General features: G+C 36.1%; 10 protein-coding genes. 4 read left to right on the forward strand and 6 right to left on the reverse strand.

Annotation, left to right across the window (positions count from 1 at the left end; all coding sequences use genetic code 11):
* Positions 1-58 precede the first annotated feature (58 nt).
* From PT603_RS02150 to PT603_RS02160, 3 genes are all read left to right on the forward strand, one after another.
* Positions 59-2,896 (forward strand): M16 family metallopeptidase, encoded by a 2,838-nt coding sequence (locus tag PT603_RS02150; RefSeq protein ID WP_008239937.1) that lies wholly within the window; start codon positions 59-61, stop codon positions 2,894-2,896.
* A gap of 63 nt (positions 2,897-2,959) precedes the next feature.
* Positions 2,960-3,406 (forward strand): protein-disulfide reductase DsbD domain-containing protein, encoded by a 447-nt coding sequence (locus PT603_RS02155; RefSeq protein ID WP_050951140.1) that lies wholly within the window; start codon positions 2,960-2,962, stop codon positions 3,404-3,406.
* A gap of 14 nt (positions 3,407-3,420) precedes the next feature.
* Positions 3,421-5,373, forward strand: a complete 1,953-nt coding sequence (locus PT603_RS02160) for a protein-disulfide reductase DsbD family protein (protein ID WP_274239186.1) — start codon at positions 3,421-3,423, stop codon at positions 5,371-5,373.
* Positions 5,374-5,563: 190 nt separating this feature from the next.
* On the opposite strand, the gene PT603_RS02165 is transcribed toward PT603_RS02160, so the two are convergent.
* From PT603_RS02165 to PT603_RS02190, 6 genes are all read right to left on the reverse strand, one after another.
* Positions 5,564-6,958: a TlpA family protein disulfide reductase gene (locus tag PT603_RS02165; protein WP_008239037.1), complete on the reverse strand. Its 1,395-nt coding sequence runs from the start codon at positions 6,956-6,958 to the stop codon at positions 5,564-5,566.
* 2 nt (positions 6,959-6,960) lie between these two features.
* The gene (locus tag PT603_RS02170) at positions 6,961-8,490 is read right to left on the reverse strand and encodes a RagB/SusD family nutrient uptake outer membrane protein (RefSeq protein WP_008239039.1); all 1,530 of its coding nucleotides are present in this window, start codon (positions 8,488-8,490) and stop codon (positions 6,961-6,963) included.
* A 12-nt stretch (positions 8,491-8,502) separates the two neighbouring features.
* Positions 8,503-12,045 (reverse strand): SusC/RagA family TonB-linked outer membrane protein, encoded by a 3,543-nt coding sequence (locus tag PT603_RS02175; protein WP_162097723.1) that lies wholly within the window; start codon positions 12,043-12,045, stop codon positions 8,503-8,505.
* Between the two features lie 167 nt (positions 12,046-12,212).
* Positions 12,213-13,343: a FecR family protein gene (locus PT603_RS02180; RefSeq protein ID WP_008239047.1), complete on the reverse strand. Its 1,131-nt coding sequence runs from the start codon at positions 13,341-13,343 to the stop codon at positions 12,213-12,215.
* Between the two features lie 120 nt (positions 13,344-13,463).
* Positions 13,464-14,153 carry a potassium channel family protein gene (locus tag PT603_RS02185; RefSeq protein WP_008239049.1) on the reverse strand — a complete coding sequence of 230 codons (690 nt, stop codon included), beginning with the start codon at positions 14,151-14,153 and terminating at the stop codon, positions 13,464-13,466.
* A gap of 10 nt (positions 14,154-14,163) precedes the next feature.
* A complete protein-coding gene (locus PT603_RS02190) occupies positions 14,164-15,903 on the reverse strand; it encodes a TrkH family potassium uptake protein (RefSeq protein WP_008239050.1) in 1,740 nt (579 codons plus the stop codon).
* Positions 15,904-16,312: 409 nt separating this feature from the next.
* Between PT603_RS02190 and PT603_RS02195 the strand changes: the two genes are divergently transcribed.
* Entirely contained in the window at positions 16,313-19,153 is a 2,841-nt protein-coding gene (locus tag PT603_RS02195) for a helix-turn-helix and ligand-binding sensor domain-containing protein (protein ID WP_008239051.1), read from the forward strand.
* Positions 19,154-19,171 lie beyond the last annotated feature (18 nt).

Raw genomic sequence — 19,171 nt, forward strand, 5'->3', positions numbered from 1 at the left:
TTTTTAATGAGTTTAGAAGTAGTTTTCATTACTTCTAGGTTTGCTCAAAACAATAGCAATGCGAAACATAATATTATATATAGCTGGACTTTTATTATTCTCAAATCAATTACATGCTCAATTGCGGTATAATGATTTAACACAAGAAGTTCCCTTTGATAAATCCTTTCGTAAAGGAGTATTACCCAATGGGCTGACCTATTTTATTAGACATAATAAAGTCCCAAAAGAGCGAGCGAGTTATTATATTATTCAGAATGTAGGTTCTGTATTAGAAACCGATGAACAATCTGGATTAGCTCACTTTTTGGAACACATGGCCTTTAATGGTACAAGCACGTTTCCTGGGAATTCTATGGTAGATTTTCTAGCCCGACATGGTGTAAAGTTCGGTAAGGAAGTTAATGCATATACCTCTTATAATGAAACTGTGTATAATATAAGTAAAGTACCTACTATTGATAGAAAGGTAGTAGATTCTTGTTTACTTATTCTTCGTGATTGGTGTAATGAATTATCACTAACGGAAAAAGAAATAGATGCCGAGCGAGGAATTATTCAAGAGGAATGGCGCTCTCGTTTAGGATTAGGGACACGCTTATCTGAAAAAATTGATCCGATTCGATATAATGGTTCTAAGTATGCAGTTCGACCACCAATAGGGAGCATGGATGTGGTTCGTAATTTTGACTATGCCTCCTTACGCAGTTTTTATCACGATTGGTATCGTACCGATTTACAAGCAGTGGCCATTGTGGGGGATATTGATGTGGATGCAGTTGAACAGCGTGTAATAGAATTGTTTTCGGTTATTCCTGCTGTTGAGAATCCAAAAGAACGTGGTTTTGTTACCATCCCAGACAACAAAGACCCACTGTATGTTTTTGCTACTGATAAGGAAATCAAAAACACCAGTGTTACCCTTAGCATTAAGCATAAGGTCACTTCAGGAAATACATTGGCTGAACTTCGAGAAAAGCATATAAACAGCTTTTTCAATTCACTTATGATTAATCGTCTTCGTGAAGCAGCCATGGAAAAGAATGTTCCTTTTTTAAAGGGTTCAGTAGGGAATACTAGTTTTGTTCAAGGCTATGACGTATTTAAGGTCAGTGTTTCTGCCAAACCCGGCAGATCCCTAGAGGCCTTTGAAGCGGTGTATGATGAGCTACAAAGGGTTATTCTTCATGGATTCACTCAAGGTGAATGGGATCGATTAAAAACGAATTCACTGATGAACATTGAGGACAAGTATAAAAAAAGAAATAACATAAGCTCTGAGGGGTATGCCAAGGCAGTGAAAGACGCTTATTTACAAGGAACTTCCATTCCGGATTCAGAGTTTACCTATCATTTTTCTAAAGAAGTATTATCCACAGTAAGTTTAGAAGAATTACAAGCCTATGCTTCTAAATATCTTAGTTCTGAAAATAGATTTTACCTTGTGACGGCACCTGAAGGACGTGAAGAAACCTATCCAGGAGTAGAAGAATTAGAATCAATTGTACATAAAGCCACTACCAAAAACCTTGATCCTTATGTAGAACAGGTTCCCACTGATATGGAATTGTTATCCAAAGAGCCTGAAGGGGGAGCTATTGTTTCAGAACGTAGTTTGGATAATTTCAAAGCGACTGAGTGGAAACTTTCCAATGGAGCCACTGTAGTATATCGTTATGCAGCTTATCAGAAAAACAATGTATCATTACAAGCAATTAGTAATGGAGGAGGATCTTTATATGGGGTTGATGACATTCCTTCCTTTGCTGGCGCAGCTGAATATGTAAAACGCTATGGTTTGGGAGCATTTAATGCCACTGATTTACCTAAAGTGTTAACTGGAAAGTCAGCAAGTACCGCCTACAGTTTAGGAGATTATACGGAGTCAGTTAATGGTTCATCAACTACTAAAGATATAGAGACAATGCTTCAAATGGTTTATATGCGTTTTGAGGAACCTCGTTTTGATGAAGAAATGCATGAAGATTTGATCGAGCGTTTAAAGGAATCTGTAGCCAATAAAGTAGTCACTCCAAAATCTGCTTTGAATGAGAAGTACGGAGAAATTGTAAATAATGGTGATCCCAGAAAACTTCCTTTTGATCAGGACTATCTGGAAAAAATTAGCTATGATCGCGTAATGGAGATTTATCAAGAGCGATTTACTGATGCCAGTGATTTTATCTTTTATATTGTAGGAGATGTATCCAAAGAGGTACTGAGACCACTAGTGGAAAAGTACCTTGGCTCAATAAGGGACCTTGATAGACAAGAATCTTGGGTGGCGCATGCTGATTATTATCCTTCAGGTAAGCATGAATACGCAATAAAAATTCCCATGGAGCAACCAAAAGCAACAGTTTTAGTTAAATTACGTGAATTAAGGGACTATTCTAGAGAAGACGTTATTTATCATTCCATAATGGGAGCCATTTTAAATATGCGTTATAAAGAGAGTATTCGTGAGAAGGAGGGAGGTACCTATGGGGTTAGTGTTCAAACACAATCCGGGAGAAATCCAAAGCTAAATGCTAGTAAACAAATGGAGCAAGGAATGAATATTTCATTTTCTTGTGATCCTGAAAAGGCCTCTTATCTAAAGACTTTAGTGTATAATGAACTAGATCTTATTCAACAAAAGGTATCAGAATCAGATTTAGAAAAGGTAGTAACGAATTTGAAGAAGGATAATGAGCATCGTACTCGTAGCAATGGTTTCTGGATGAATGCCTTACAGTCTTATTATACGACAGGCGAGGACATGAGTGCTCCGGCGTATTTAGAGGATATACTCTCTCAGGTAACCACCAAGGATATACGTAAAGCAGCAAAACGATTTTTAAAGAATGCAGATATACTAGATATTATTTTTTATCCTGAGGATTTTCAGGAGTAAAATGGTACAGTTTTAGTGTATCAACATTAGTAACCTAAAGAACACAAATTAACAATGAAAGCGATGAAGAAAGTAATTTTATTGATGGCCTTATTAGGCTTAGTAGTGGCTCATGGACAAGTATTAGAGCCAGTAAAGTGGAGTACCTCTGTAAAGAAAATTACGGATACTGAATATGAATTGATAGCCACTGCTACTATTGACAACGGTTGGCATTTATATTCCCAAGTTGTTCCTGAGGATGGTCCCATTCCTACTCGTTTTAGTTACCAAAGTAATGAGAAGTATTTAAAGAAAGGGAATACCCAGGAAGAATCCGGTGAGACTGTTTTTGATCCTGTCTTTGAGATGGACATTAAGTATTTTGACAGCAAAGCTACCTTTAAGCAACGCATACGTTTAAAAGGGAAGGTACCCTTTACAGTAAAAGGCACTGTAGAGTTTATGGTGTGTGATGAATCTCGTTGTTTACCACCAACGGAAGTAGAATTGGTGTTCAACGTAAAATAAAGTAGGCCTACCGCATGAGAAAATTTCTTATTGCTTTTGCAGCGTTGGTTAGTTTTTTGGGTGCTTTTGCACAAGGCGATTCCCCAATTCAATGGACCACCTCTGTTGAGAAAGTATCCGATACCCAATACCTGTTAGTAAGCAAAGCCACCTTAAAGAAGGGGTGGCATTTGTACTCCCAAACTGTACCTGAGAACGGTCCTAGTCCGACCATGTTTCTCTATGACGATAGTGAGGGTACTTTTACCATAGAGGGTAATACCACCGAAGAAGAAGGTCGTGTGGGTAACGACCCTGTATTTTCCATGGATTTAAAGCGGTTTGAAAACACGGCAGTTTTCACCCAAAAAATAACTACCTCCTCGGAAGTTTCCAGTATTACTGGCTACGTTGAATTTATGGTATGTGATACTGCCAAATGCTTACCTGCTTCTGAGGTTACCCTTACATTTGATCTAACAAAAGCAAGTAGCCCTGATGCGGTTGTAAATACCGCTGCAGGCACAGCAGCCCCAGTAGAAGATACCCCCCAACGAGGCCTATGGTCGATATTTATCATCGCTTTTTTCTCTGGTTTTGCGGCTCTTTTAACCCCATGTGTGTTTCCGATGATTCCGATGACGGTTAGCTTTTTCACCAAGCAAAGTAAGACCAGAGCTAAAGGGATTAAGAATGCTATTTTGTATGGGATCTCCATTATAGTGATCTACGTACTCCTAGGCTCGTTAATCACAGGAATCTTTGGAGCAGACTCCTTGAATGCCCTTTCGACCAATGTATGGTTTAACCTTTTGTTCTTTTTATTGTTGCTGGTCTTTGCCGCCTCTTTTTTAGGAGCCTTTGAAATCATGCTACCCAACTCATGGGCCAATAAGGTAGACCGGCAGGCCGACAGAGGCGGGCTACTAGGGATTGTCTTTATGGCCCTGGCTCTAGCCATAGTTTCCTTCTCCTGTACCGGTCCTATTGTAGGTACCCTTCTAGTAGAGGCAGCCAGTAAAGGGGGAATCGCCCCCATCATAGGGATGCTCGGATTCTCTTTGGCCCTAGCCTTACCCTTTATGCTATTTGCGATGTTCCCCGGCTGGTTAAACAGTCTCCCAAAGTCAGGAGGCTGGTTAAACACAGTGAAAGTAGTACTGGGCTTTTTAGAACTAGCCCTAGCCTTTAAGTTTTTATCAAATGCCGATTTGGTATTACAGTTACACCTATTGGAGCGAGAAGTATTTATCGCCATCTGGATTGCTATATTTGGGACCCTGGCCTTTTACCTATTTGGGAAGCTTCAGTTACCCCATGATTCCCCTGTGAGTCATATCTCTGTGGGACGACTAGGTCTAGGCCTTTTAGTACTATCCTTTACCATCTATATGATCCCTGGCCTTTGGGGCGCCCCATTAAACCTTATCAGTGCCTTTCCACCCCCACAGCACTATAGTGAATCCCCTTATGGAGTGGGGTATACCCAACTAAGTAGTGGCGGTGTTGATGTAAGCGGAGAGAGCCTGCCTGAGGGAGCTCATCTACTGGCCCCACATAATATCGTCGCCTTTACCGATTATGACAAAGGACTAGCCTATGCCAAGGAAGTAGGCAAACCAGTGATGCTAGACTTTACCGGCCATGCCTGTGTGAACTGTCGCAAGATGGAGCAGCATGTATGGGTAAAGCCTGAGGTACTGAGCATTCTAAAGAATGAAGTGGTGCTAATCTCATTGTATGTAGACGACAAGCGAGCTTTAGAGGCGGATGAAGTGGTAGACTCGAAGCTTCGCCCTGGTAAGAAGTTGAAGTATATAGGTCAGAAGTGGAGTGAGCTACAGACGCTGCGATATCAGACCAACTCACAACCTTTCTATGTTCTTATGGACCATAAGGAGGAGAATCTGAATACGCCCGTAGGCTATACCCCAGATGTGGAGGCCTACCATAACTGGTTACAAGAAGGAATCTCCCAATTTAAATAACATGATAAACATGTAAAACCGCTTAAAATCTTAATGATTTTAAATTTGAATTAGCTAGCAAAGGCTGTGAGTATCTCACAGCCTTTATTTATTTAAGAGGACAAATAAGAGCACTTATTTCAAATTAATAACGGCAAAGATATTCTTTGCCGTTATTCGTAAACATAAGATTAATACCCTAGTAACTAATTCAAAGAATTTCTTTAAACATCTCTTCTAACTTACCAGTAGAAGGTAAGGGTGCATATACATCTACGATATTTTGGTCTTTGTCAATAACAAAGAAACGTGGTATTGAATAAATTTGATAAGCAGCCAAATCACTTCTATTGATATGAAGCTGTATTCCTTTTTCTTTTTCTTTCGTAAAGTAGTTGGTCCAAACTTTGTGTGTATCTATAGAAACTGCAAGTAGCACAATGTTGTCATTATCTTTGTATTTTTCTACCAAGGCCTCATAATATGGTTTTTCAACCATACAAGGACCACACCATGTTGCCCAAAGATCGATGACTACAACTTTGCCATGGAAAGTACTCAATGGAATTTCTTCTCCTTTAAGATTCGTAAATGTTATTTGAGGAGCAGGAGAACCTGGTTTTAGAAGTTTGTACTTGTCTAGTTCTTTTGTGAGTGAGCCTATATACTTTTTCTCTTTAATCTTTACAATTTCTTCATTGTAATAATCTAAGAATTCTTTAGTGTACCCTTGTCGTGTGAAGGCATATTTCAAATTGCTTGCCCTAATATAATCTTTAAGCTCGTTGTTAAGTGGCGTAAGATTGTTTTTAGTTATGTATTCATCATTGTTGAGGGTGAAAATACTTCCTTGAAACACTTCGAATTGTAAGTAGTCTACATTGTTATAATCTATTTTTTTGTAAGTTTCGACAATGTATGGGGTAAGATAGGTTTCCGCATCTGCTATTTTAGCATTCATTTCATCTTCTGTAATTTTCTTTTGATAGTAGTCGCTATAATAGAGATACCCACTGCTTTCTAATGTATTGGCATATTCTAAATAAAGTCTAGCCGTCTCTAGTTCTTTAAAGGTATTTGAAACATTGGTGAGCTCTTGAACTTGTGTAAGTTTTTCATCCAATATAGGTTTAAAAGTACCGACCATTTCTTCCTTGGATTTTAATTTGAGATCTCTGTCTCTTAATTCTCCGAAAAATGATCCTCCTTTTGGATACGGTAAAGATCTGAGGTAATTATTGGCATCCGCTCCCTGTCCTTTAAAAATGGCATCTGCTCTAGAACCAGTATCCAGTTTCATTTCAAGGGAATCTCCAGGTGAAAGGTATAAATAGGTACGTGATATTTTAAAGTATCTTGGTTCTTCGAGGGTGAATGTATAAGAGAATTCATTATTCTTGTTTAGAGGGATTTTATGCGTATTTGCCTCTAAATATTTGTAATTTGACGTATAATCATCCATAAAGAGCGTATCCTGTTCATAGTTTGATATAGTACCATAGATTACTACCTTTTTTACAGGTTGCTCTTGAGAACTATTTTTACAACTCATCAGTGAACTAACCGCTAGTATAGCGGTTAGTAAGCCAATCATTGATTTATTCATTTTTAATACGTATTTTGTTTAATTATCCAATCGGAAGTTAACAGTTCCTGTTCTGGTATAGGGTTAGCAAATCTTCTTGAGTTTTTTTCTAATGTGTATAGTATTGGTGCATCGTTTTTAAGGATGATACTCGCATTATATGGATAGAAAATCTTTGTCATTTCAACATCATCTATGCCTGTTTCATTATTGTTATACCGTCTAACATCATGCCATCTGGATACAAAAGGCATTTCTCGTCTTCGCTCTTCTAGAATTTTGACCAATGCTTCATCCTGAGTGGTTGCATTTAATTGGATAAGGGTAGAAGGAGCTGATTGATCCATGCGTGCATTTCGAAGAATGTTGACAGTTGTAAGACCTTCATTCCATCTGCCTTGTCTAGTTTGGGCCTCTGCTTTAATTAGTAACATTTCAGGCACAGAAGGACCACTTAAAATATCAGATTTGAAGAAAAATATATATCCTGGTTGGCTATATGGAGGATCAACAATTCCTCTGGCATAAGAGTAGTTCTCAACAATATGATATTTGTATCGGAGGTCATTATCTTGATCATAGAGATTTAAAAGTTCTTGAGACGGGTAATAGTTCCAGCTCCCATTGGTCAAAAAACGATAGTAATAAGATTCTCCCCATTCAAATTTATCCGTAGGGATATTTTGTTGGTCATGAGTGTATGGATATAGTATATCTACATTTTCCGGCTCTGGATTGAAAATAGTTACCTGGGTAGGCAGATCAGAATAACGCATGTCCGTATTGTAGTTTCTTAAATAGCTATATTCTGAAAGTGCCAGATCAGCATATTCTTCAGCTTTTTCATAGTCATTTAATGTCAGATAAAAACGAGCTGCAAAGGCATTTACTGATACTGTACTTGCTCTCCATATTTTCTTTTGTCCTTGGAAAGTTCCGAATTCTTTTTCAAGAGTAAGGGCTATTTCCATATCCTCTTTCATCATGTCCCATGTGCTTTCAAGACTTGCTCTTTCAATAGGTTCTTCAAAACTAGTTGACTTCTTAATGGGTAGTCCCATTTCATTTTTAGTTGATTGGTTGTAGGGCAAGCAATAAACATCCGCTAGTTTAAAATAGCTATAAGCTCTTATAAAATGAGCCTCAGCCCTCAACTGTTCTTTAGTTTCAATAGATCCCTCAACACGATCTAAATTTTCAAGCACCATGTTGGCTATAAAAATTTTTTTCCATTCTGTGGTCCAATAAGGGGCATCGGCGTTTGGAATATATTGTTTGTCCCAAGTAGCAAATTGAACTGTCATAATTCCATATGCCGAATTACTGGCATTAAAAAAATCTGTGGATAAACCAAAATCATCTGTCCCAAAAGCAATTTCTCTGGAAGGTTCAGAAGCAAAATTTCCGTAATTGTTAAGAAGTCTTTCTAAATGTTCAACGGTGGACGGTACTACCGTTGAAGTTTTTGTAGGTTCTTCTTCCAAAAATTCGGTGCAGCTGGCCAAAAGAGCCATTGAAAATGCTGCTATAGTTATATATCTAAGTTTTTTCATGTTGTACCGTTGTTAAAAATTGAAATTAAATCCAAATGTATAAGCAGCCTGAGGTCTAAGTGTCCCAATTGGGTATTCAGGATCTTCTCCAAACTCATTAAATTTGAAAACACCAAGGTTATTGGCTTGTAAATAGAATTTCAATGAATCTATTTTTAATTTTTCAGTAATACTGCTTGGTAACGAATAGGATATGCTCACCTCTTGAAATCTAATGTGAGATGCATCTTCTGTTAAATAATCTAGAAATGGATGAAATCTACTGTAGAAATAATATCTAGGTTCCCCATTTACTAAATCAGGCAATGGAAGTATTTTATTTGGATCACCATTGGCTACTTCTGAAAACTTGTTGTTTATTCCAGAATTTCCTCTGTTAGAACTTGGGTAATTAAAGGAGTGTCTTCGATATACGTGTCCAAATTTAGCAGTTAGAATAAAAGATAGGTCAAAGTCATATACTTTGAAATTATTTCTAAACCCTATTACAGTTGGTGCTACCAAGGTTCCTTGTGGCTTTACAAATTCTATCATATTTCCAGCTGCCCATGTTGTAAGTCCTACTTTTTCACCATTAGCACCATAAATGGAGGGTTTATATACTGGGTTTGCTTCTGTGCCTACATTCATTAATCCTCCATATTGGAACGACCATAAAGTACTGGCATTGTATCCTTCTACATAGGCACCACTGCCTCCTGCGATTAGATCATATGATCTATGGCTATAGTTAGTTCTAAAAAATTTCTCTATTTTATTATCGTTATGAGCAAAATTGAAGCTACCTGACCATACAATATCATTCTCTTTAATTGGTAAATAGGTTCCAAGAGTAACTTCTATACCCTTGTTCAGCATTTCTCCATTGTTAAAACTTTGACTGGTAGTACCATGTACAGAAGGTATGGATTGATCAACAATTAGATCCACACTTCTTTTATTATAAACATCAACAGACCCGTGTAGTTTTCTGTTGAAAATGGAAAAATCTAAACCTAGGTTAAGTGTTTTAGTTTTTTCCCAACGCAGGGTTGGATTTCCAAAACTTGAAATGCTTGCTGTAGACTCCCCAGTGTATAAATTATTTGAACTCGCAAGGGAGATTAGAGGTTTAAAGGAGGTACGAGTACTAATGTTTCCGTTTAGGCCGTAAGTAGTTCTTAAACTTAAACGATCAACCCAATGAATATCTTGGAAAAAGTCCTCTTTACTAATATTCCAACTTGCTCCAATGGATAAAAATGGATTAAACCGAATACTTGGATCATCTGTTATGAGGTTGGAAGCATCTGTTCTATAACTACCTGTAACTACGTATTTATCCTTGAAAGAATATCCTAAATTCCCGTATACTGAAAAAAAGCGGTCTGTATTTTCTCCAAATACATGAGTTGGTGATAGTCTAAATGGGTAGAACCAATCCGCATAAGACAATTGAAATCCATCCCACATTTTAGATCCTTGAATTGGATTCAATAGGGGAGAACTTCCTAGTCTTTTATCATTGTATCCAAAAGTAGTAGGGTTAGTAACTCTTTTAGTAACTCTGTTTACCAATTCTGTTCCTCCTACAAAGTTAATCGTATGTTTTCCTTGGAAGGTTCTATTGAAGGTAATTTGGTTTCTAAAGTTGTATGAGGACGTTTCTGTATTTCCCTTTTGAAGAATACCTCCTGAAGGTACATTCTGGGTTGGGACTTGATGGTAGTTTTTATTCCAACCTGAGGTTTCATTTATATATTGTCTAACAGTAAAGGTTTTATCTCCATAGTAATCATTGTACTCTGATTTGTATAATTCATATTGAATTTTGGAAGAAAACTTTAATCCTTTTAGAACATCTAAAGTCAAGCCAGTTTGAATTCTGGTATTAAAATTTTTGCTATTTAGATCTCTGTTGTTGATATCCGTAAGTGGATTATAAGACCAGTCGGCATAGGGGAATTTGTCCAAAGGAACGAACTCATTTAAGTTTGGAGTATAGTATTTTAAATAAGACATGTCGGTTAGGCTTCCGTCTTCTTTTTTTAGCATATCCCAAGGAGCTAATTCCCTAATATCACTAAGGTCAACTCCATTTCTCGTCGTATTAGCGAGTTGAAGAATACCTGAAAAGTCAAAATGAAGCTTGTCTGTAATTTTTGTCTGGTTATTAAAATTTACTAGAAATTTGTTGTTTTCATTCTTCTGGAAGAAGTCTCTGCTGTCCTCAAACAAAAGTGACAAACTATTTCTATTTATCTCGCTTCCACCTGCAATGTTTAGGTTGTATTGTTTAGTTAATGGAGCTTGTAATAAGTGATCTTTAATTTGTTTGCTATTATCAAGGCTCTTTAACCTTAGAAGTGTTGCGTCTCGCTCTTCGTTGCTTATTCTTCCTAAACGAGCTTCATTCATAGCTGTCATTGCTAATGAGTAAGGGTCAAGGTAATTAACACTTGCTCCCTGAAGTGGCCCTAATAGACTTCTGAAAAAACTTGATTCAAAATTCATTTGATCGAATTCCAGATATTCCTCGGCTGAGGCATTAGGAACTACATAATCTAAATCCAGTTTACTAGACATTTTTAAGAAGGAAGAAATGGTGATTTTAGAGGTACCTGCCTTCGCTTTCTTTGTAGTTATTACAATAACTCCGTTGGCAGATTTTGCACCCCATATGGAAGCGGCTGCCGCATCTTTTAAAACCGTAATACTTTCTACATCATTAGGATTTATCGATCTAAATCCATCTTCTACAGGAAAGCCATCTACCACTATAAGGGGAGATGAGGAAGAGTAAAGGCTTGATTGACCTCTAATCTCAAAACTAATATTTCCATTTGCACTTGTAGTTGTTTGTAAACCAGCAACCATGCCCACAAGTCTTTCCGAGATGGAAGAAGCGGGTTTTTCAATTTGGCTTTTGCTTATAGTTTCATAGGATCCTGTAGCGCGCTCCTCGGAAATTTCTTGATAACCCGTTGAAATAACAACTACCTCTTCAAGGGTGTTGGTTTGCTCTATCATTGAAATGGTAAGTACTCGGGTGTCAGAAGTTACTGTTTTTTCTTGGGTGATGAATCCTAGGTAAGAAAAAACAATACTTTCTCCAGAGTTTGCTGTAATTGTAAAATTACCTTTCTCATCAGTACTAGTTCCTCGGTTAGTGTCTTTGATATACACACTTACTCCAGGTATTGGTAACCCATTGGAATCCACAACGTTTCCTGTTATTATTTGCTGTAGTTCTTTTGTCATCTCCTTGTCTGATGTAGTTTCAGATTTTTTTAGGATGATTTGTTGTTTGACAAGTGTATACTGGATATCTTTTGAAAAGATACCTTCCAATATGTGTTTTACACTTGTATTTTTATAGGCTACAGAAACTTTGCGATGTACGTCAATTTCATCGGATTTAAAAAAGAATTTATAATCACTTTTAGCCTCGATATCCTCCAATATTTTTTCAATTGGTGTATTGACAGCTTTAATTGAAATTTTAGTATTCTGTGAATAAGAGTTCGCGTATACATTCATCAATGTAATTGCAGACAAAAAAAATGTTAGTTTCAATTTTAGGTAGTTTTTTTGACTGCTTTCCCATATGAAGGAAAACAATGGTGTTTTTTCCATAACTTTGGTTGATTTTGATTAGTTAATGTTTGACGGTTGAAATCGGTTTTGAGTCGAGAATCGTGGCCGCGATTCTCGACTTTTTTGGTGGTATTTAGTTCATAGTTTTAGTTGTTTTTCGGTTTAGTTATAATTATTTGATTGTTTTGGATGCTGTAGTCAAAAAGGGCACTTTCTTTAAAGGTTTCTAACATATCAATTATGGATTCATTATCGAACTTTCCTCTGAATTCTACATTGTTATAAGCTTCGTAAGTGTTTATGATTTGAACGTTATATCGACGTTCAATTTTCTTAATAATTTCCAGGAATGGTTCATTTTCAAATACTAATTCTCCATGAATCCAAGAGAGATAGTTGGCTGTGTTTACTTGTTTAATTTCGAATTTTTGAGACTTCAATGTGGCTTTTTGACCTGGGATTATAACCGTTTTTGGTGATGGTTGGTCAGCTATTTGTAATGCTACACTTCCTTCAGTTAACACCGCAAAAGGATCTTGATTGTAGGTGTTCACTAAAAACTGTGTTCCAAGTACCGTTATTTTAAGGTCATTAGTTTGTACTTTAAATGGAGCATCTTTGTTCTCAACTACTTCAAAATAGGCCTCACCATTTAGAAATACTTCTCTATCCTTTCCTGGATGAAAATTTGAGGGAAAGGTAAGTTTAGTGTCGGCATTTAAGTGTACCACAGTACCATCCGATAATACTAAGGTGAAGGTTTTTCCTTTTGGGACATAGATTTCATTATACACTATATCGTTTATGGAGGCATTGTCCTTAAAACTTAGTTGATTTCCCGTTTGGATTGCTATTACATGGCCTTGTTTGTTGGTAATGGTATGATTATCATTTGATTCTAATGATTGTTTTTCGTTTTTGGAATTCGTAATGGTGATACTTTGATCCTCTATAAATAGCTCTTTAGAATTTGTTGGAGTGGTATACCACTTCAGCAATTGTGCGGCACTAATAATGCATATCAAGATGGCTGCATATCGTAGTAAAGGAGTGATTCTTCTTTTTTTCTGCCCCTTCGTGTGTGTTTTTTTGGAGATTTTGTCCCAAAGTTTTCTTTTAAAAGCATCTTTACTATCGTATCCAAGAGATGTTACATCATGGGAGCCTCGTTGGTAAGAATCTAGAAACTTGTGTAATAAAGTTATTTCTTCAGTAGTACATTCGTTGTTGATGTACTTATCGAAAAGCTTATGTATGTTATTTGAATTTAATTCCATTTTTTAAAAAGCAACGTATGATTAGTAAGTACCATAAGTTAACATGTGGTACACTTCCAATGAAGTATTTTTTTGAAAGGAATTAAATTCTGCTACCTATACTTTAGAATTGAGAATTATTTATTCTTTGAATTTCAAGAATTTTTGAACATCCTTGTTTGAGCCAAACAACACCAGTATATCAGTGGCTTCAAGTACCATTTCCGGAGTAACAACTCCTTGAACTTTCCGTTCGGTGTGAGTTTTTCCTAAAATACTTTGTACTTGAATTGGTTTTATAATGGTAAGAACAAGAAGATTAAATTGAGGTCGAAACCCAATTTCTAAAATACTTTTGCCTATATATTCTTTAGGTACATTGGCTTCAATGATGGAATATTGATCACTAAGTTCGAAGGAATCAATTACGTTGTTAAGACATAGCTTTTTAGCCCATCTTTCGGCAGTTTCTTCCTCTGGGTGAACTATTTCATCCACACCTATTGCGTGCAGCACTTTTTCATGGAGAGGATTAATAGCTCTACTGATAAGACGCTTTACCTGAAAGTTTTTAAATAGAGCAGTGGCCATTACGTTTGCACCTTGATCTTCCCCAATGGCAACCACAATCACATCAGTATCTTTAAGGGGTAGGCCAGATACTGTAAACTCATCGGTGGCATCCATACAAATGGTGTGTGAGATGCGTTCTTTATATAAATCCACTTTGGCCATTCGGGTGTCAATTCCAATAACCTCATTTCCTTGAGCTGTAAGTTTTTCGGCTAAAGAGGCTCCAAAGTTTCCAAGTCCAACAACGATATATTTCATGATTTTACAATTAGTTAATGGTAATTTCCTCTGTAGGATAGTTGTAATTTTTATGTTTTTCTTTTTTGAAAAATGCAATTATAATGGAAAGCATGCTCACCCGTCCAATGAACATTATAGCGATAATAACAAGTTTTCCTGTCATACTTAGACTACCTGTTATTCCTAGGCTAAGCCCAACAGTGCTATAAGCTGAAAAACATTCAAAAGCAATGCTTATTAGGGATTTTTCGGGATCTGAAATGGAGATAATTAGCACCCCTGTTCCAATGACAATAAGCGATAAAGAAATAATGGCAAACGCTCGTCGTACCGAACTATCTGCTATTTCTCTTCGAAATACTTCGATACGATCTTTCCCTTTAGCCAGACTAAATATATTAAGAGTAGCGATGGCAAATGTACTGGTTTTTATCCCCCCTCCTGTGGAAGACGGGGAAGCACCAATCCACATAAGAAGAATAACCATCATCAGGGCAGGGAAGGACATAGCAGCGGTATCTATGGAGTTAAAACCGGCAGTCCGTGGAGTTGTTGCCCCAAAAAGAGCTACTACCAATTTTCCAAAGCCATCATGTTCAGCTAGCGTATTACTGTATTCAAGTATATAAAATAAAACAAAACCAATAATAGATAATGAAGCAGTGGTAATAAGGGTTATTCTACTATTTAAATTTAATACCCAGGGTTTAAATTGCTGTTTTTTCTTTTTGAAAATAGTAGCGATACGATATTTTAGATAATTTTTAATATTCACAACAATAGGGAAACCAAGACCACCCAATACAAATGTGCAAATAAGTACTAACTGTAAGGAATAATTAAATCTAAAACCACCTTCGTATAAACTATTAGGGAGTGTTGAGAATCCGGCATTGCAAAATGCAGATATAGCATGAAAGGCGGAAAAATATAATTGTTCGAAGGAGGAATTAAAATGTTGACTATCTATAGTCGTATAAATTAAGATGGCGGCAATAAATTCAATTCCAAATGTGATCAATAAAATGTATTTTAAAAGTGAGAAAACCTCGCCTAACTTTTTGGAATTGGTCATGTCACTTAACACAAGATGGTTTTCATAGGAGGATACTCCTTTAAAGAAATAGCTGAAGTAGCTTGCGAAGGTAAGAATTCCTAATCCTCCAATTTGAATGAGAGCTACAATAATTGTTTGGCCAAAAAGGGTAAAATAACTGCCGGTATCTACCACAATAAGTCCTGTTACACAGACAGCACTGGTAGCCGTGAATAAGGCATTGGTAAATGATATGCCTTGATAGGTAGCATTTGGAAGCATTAATAACAAGGCTCCAAGCAGAATAACGGTAAGAAAGCTGATCACAAACAGCTGGGCTGGGTTTAGGATTGTGCGCTTATAGTTCATTTTTAATTCAGAGAATTCTCTGATAAAAGAGAAAAATACGGCAAGGTTTATCCATATGTCATCGTAGAATATGGAGTGTAAATGTTCTTGCCAAGCCTTCGATACATGTAAGTATACCGCAGTTAAGGTAAAAAGGATACTTCCAATATCGAACAGAACTACTGATAATTTGAATTCTCTATGGGTAGTTAAGTAACGCAAAACGGTCGCCAACATACCCATTGCTAGAACTATAAAATAAAAAACGTTTAATAGCCATTGGGTTTGTTCGGATTGTGAAAAACCGAGATCAGCAATAAAAGCTAGAATCCCTAATAGACTCATTACAAAGGCAGTATAATGGATGTATTTAAAATCAATCATAGAAGAGGAGTTGAAAAAGTAAAATGGATGTTTGTCTACCTACGACTGTACCAAGGTGGATCCAAATTGAATCTATAAATGACAAGGTTAGTATGGAAGTGGATGGTATTCCTTTTTGAAGGTGTCACCCATCTAAGCATTTTCATGTGGATATATTTATGTCAAAAAATCCATGAGCTAGTAAAACATCAAGCAACATGAGTGGGACCTAAAGTATAGTTTAAAGGTACAATAATTAGGATGGAAATTACTACTCCATTACAAAAATTCAGAATTTGTCTAGGTGATATCTGATTTTTTATTCTTTAACATTCTGTGTATCAATATCATTTTTAATGTTGACATTAAAATTTAATAACATTTAAAAACAATTTTTTACCTTTCGTTAAAGTTTAAACCAAATACTGTTTTGATTTTTAGATTCCCCAACATTTCAAGTCATATTTTATATAATATAGTAAAACTAGTACTGTATACTTTCTTTCTATGTGTAAGTCCTAATGTCTTAGGACAGCATACCCCTTATTTTCAAAATTATGCACTTTCTGGTTACGGAGCAGGCAATCAAAATTGGGGAATATCCAAAGGTGATAATGGAAAACTATACACTGCTAATAATAATGGATTATTAGAATATGATGGTTTAAAATGGACTTTATATCAATTGCCGAATAAGACTACCCTTCGTTCCGTATTGGTACATGATAACCTTGTGTATACTGGGTCGTATGAAGATTTTGGGTATTGGAAAAAAGACAAGAAGGGAGTATTGCAATATACCTCTTTGACCACTTCAATACGAGAGTCAATCACCATTAATGATGAAATCTGGCAGATTGTGCCCTACAAGGAAACTATTGTTTTTAGGTCATTTTCAAGTTTATATATCTATCACAATGACGGAAGTATCAAAAAACTTACACCTCCTTCCGTTATTATGTCTTGTAATATAGTTAATGATGAATTTTACCTTTCTACATTACAACACGGTATCTATAAAATTGAAAATGAAGAATTACAGCCTTACTTCTTTCATGAACTTTTAGTAGATGCAAAAGTAATAGCAGTATCTAGCTATAATGATAAATTATTAGTGAGTACTTCATTAAAAGGAAGTTATTTTATTGAAAAAGATAAACTGATAGGGACCAACTTTACGGTCAATAAAGCAATAATTGCCCATCAACTAAATAGTTTTAGCACCCTTAATGATGGGCGAATGGTTTTTGGGACTATTAAAGATGGAATCTATATTACCGACAAGCATGGTACTGTCTTATCTCACTTAAATAAAGAAAATGGACTGAGTAATAACACAGTTCTAGCCATGCATGTGGAACCTGATAATAAAGTATGGCTTGGGTTGGACAATGGGATTTCCTTTGTGGATCTAAGTAGTCATAATTATTTCTTTAATGATATTTCAGGGAGGTTAGGAGCAGTATATGATGTAGTAAAGTTTAAAGATACCCTATACATTGGAAGCAATACTGGGTTGTTTTATCTCGATAGCAATAATGCACTTCAATTTGTGGAAGGCTCTCAAGGTCAAGTGTGGGACTTAGAAATAATTGAAGGACAATTGTTCTGTGGACATAATAACGGGACCTATATAGTGGAAGGATTTACACTGAAAGAAATAAGTCCATTTACAGGAGGTCTGACTATTAAAAAGGTTCCGGAGAAATCCAATTTGTATATTCAGGGGGCGTATACAGGATTAATTCGGTTTTCTAAAAATGACTTAAACTGGAATGCAAAACATTTAGGAGGCACTTCCATGTTAGCACGTTATCTCGTATTTGAAGACAGAAACCAAGTTTGGGTATCACATGCATATAAGGGATTGCATAAGGTAACTCTAGGTTCAAATTATGATACGATAACTTCGGTAAAAAGTTATAAAGACAAGGGCATTTGGTCCAATTTTAATGTGAGTGTTCATCAAATTAAAAAGGATATCTGTTTTAAGAGTAATAATGGTTGGCAAAAGTATGAGCCTTTACAAGATACGATAATACCGTTTGATTTGTTAAATAACAAACTGGGTAAAGATTCGTATATCATTTCAGATTTTGACACTGATTTGTTGGTTGTTAAAACTAAAAATGAGACTATTGAATTTATTTCGTTAACCAATTTGGATAAGGTTTTAATACTCAACAATCAATATTTTAAAGATAGGTTAGTGGTGGGATATGAGCGTGTTTCCTATGTGGGAGATTCCTTGTATGCCTTAAGTTTAATGGATGGTTTTATGCTCATAGATGGTAAGGAGTATCATGAGCACTCCAGTCTACAATTACCTTTATTGGAACAGATTGAAATTAATGATGAGTTAATTGATTTAGGTATTCTTAAGAATCAGACCATTGACTTGGATTATGGAAAGTCTATTAGTTTTTCATTGACTTCAGCCACCTCTGAAAATTACTATCTTGAATATGCATTAGAAGCCGACGGGGAACCATATAAGTGGTATAAGATGAAAGGTGATAAGCTTAAATTAGCAAATTTAAGTTCAGGAGGTTATAAGCTACAGTTTAGGGCTGTCAATGATTTTGGTGAAGCCTCAGAAGTATTCGCCATTCAACTTAATGTATTATATCCTTGGTATAGGGATACGCCAGGGCTCCTGTTGTTTTTCGTATTGGCTGGAATTATTGCGTTGGTATTTTTTGTCCTACATAAACGTAAAATAGCTAAGGAACAACGATTGCTTTCCATGAAATATACTAAGGAACAAGAAGAATTATTGCTACAACAGACATTAGAAAGTGATAGGAAATTGGTAGAATTAAAGAATGAGTCCTTACGCAATGAAGTGAAGTTAAAAAGTAAGCAATTAGCTAATACAGCGATGGCTTTGGTTAAAAAGAATGAGACTTTACTGGAAATAAAGAATGAACTTACCAAGCATAAGGATGAATTTACCAATTACTTTTCATACAAGCGATTGATTAAGAAAGTTGATAATTCAATTGATCACAAGGACGAATGGGAGGTCTTTGAGTTCAACTTTAATCAGGTTCATGAAGAGTTTTTCAATAAATTGAAGGAAAGACATCCTGATTTAACGCATAAGGATTTGAAGGTATGTGCCTATATAAAAATGAATTTATCTACTAAGGAAATTGCCCCTCTAATGAATATCTCTATACGCGGAGTAGAAACAAATAGGTATCGTCTAAGAAAGAAACTGGATTTAGAAAATGACAATTCATTGGTAGATTATTTACAGAATATCTAAAAATAACTGTCTTAAAAA

This window comes from Imtechella halotolerans, assembly GCF_028743515.2.
GTDB classification, from domain to species: domain Bacteria; phylum Bacteroidota; class Bacteroidia; order Flavobacteriales; family Flavobacteriaceae; genus Imtechella; species Imtechella halotolerans.

What these genes read in the sequence shown, in the direction of transcription:
- PT603_RS02180 (WP_008239047.1), bottom strand. Translation starts at nt 13,343, where the DNA reads ATGGAATTAAATTCAAATAACATACATAAGCTTTTCGATAAGTACATC.
- PT603_RS02150 (WP_008239937.1), top strand. Translation starts at nt 59, where the DNA reads ATGCGAAACATAATATTATATATAGCTGGACTTTTATTATTCTCAAAT.
- PT603_RS02160 (WP_274239186.1), top strand. Translation starts at nt 3,421, where the DNA reads ATGAGAAAATTTCTTATTGCTTTTGCAGCGTTGGTTAGTTTTTTGGGT.
- PT603_RS02190 (WP_008239050.1), bottom strand. Translation starts at nt 15,903, where the DNA reads ATGATTGATTTTAAATACATCCATTATACTGCCTTTGTAATGAGTCTA.
- PT603_RS02185 (WP_008239049.1), bottom strand. Translation starts at nt 14,153, where the DNA reads ATGAAATATATCGTTGTTGGACTTGGAAACTTTGGAGCCTCTTTAGCC.
- PT603_RS02155 (WP_050951140.1), top strand. Translation starts at nt 2,960, where the DNA reads ATGAAGAAAGTAATTTTATTGATGGCCTTATTAGGCTTAGTAGTGGCT.
- PT603_RS02170 (WP_008239039.1), bottom strand. Translation starts at nt 8,490, where the DNA reads ATGAAAAAACTTAGATATATAACTATAGCAGCATTTTCAATGGCTCTT.
- PT603_RS02165 (WP_008239037.1), bottom strand. Translation starts at nt 6,958, where the DNA reads ATGAATAAATCAATGATTGGCTTACTAACCGCTATACTAGCGGTTAGT.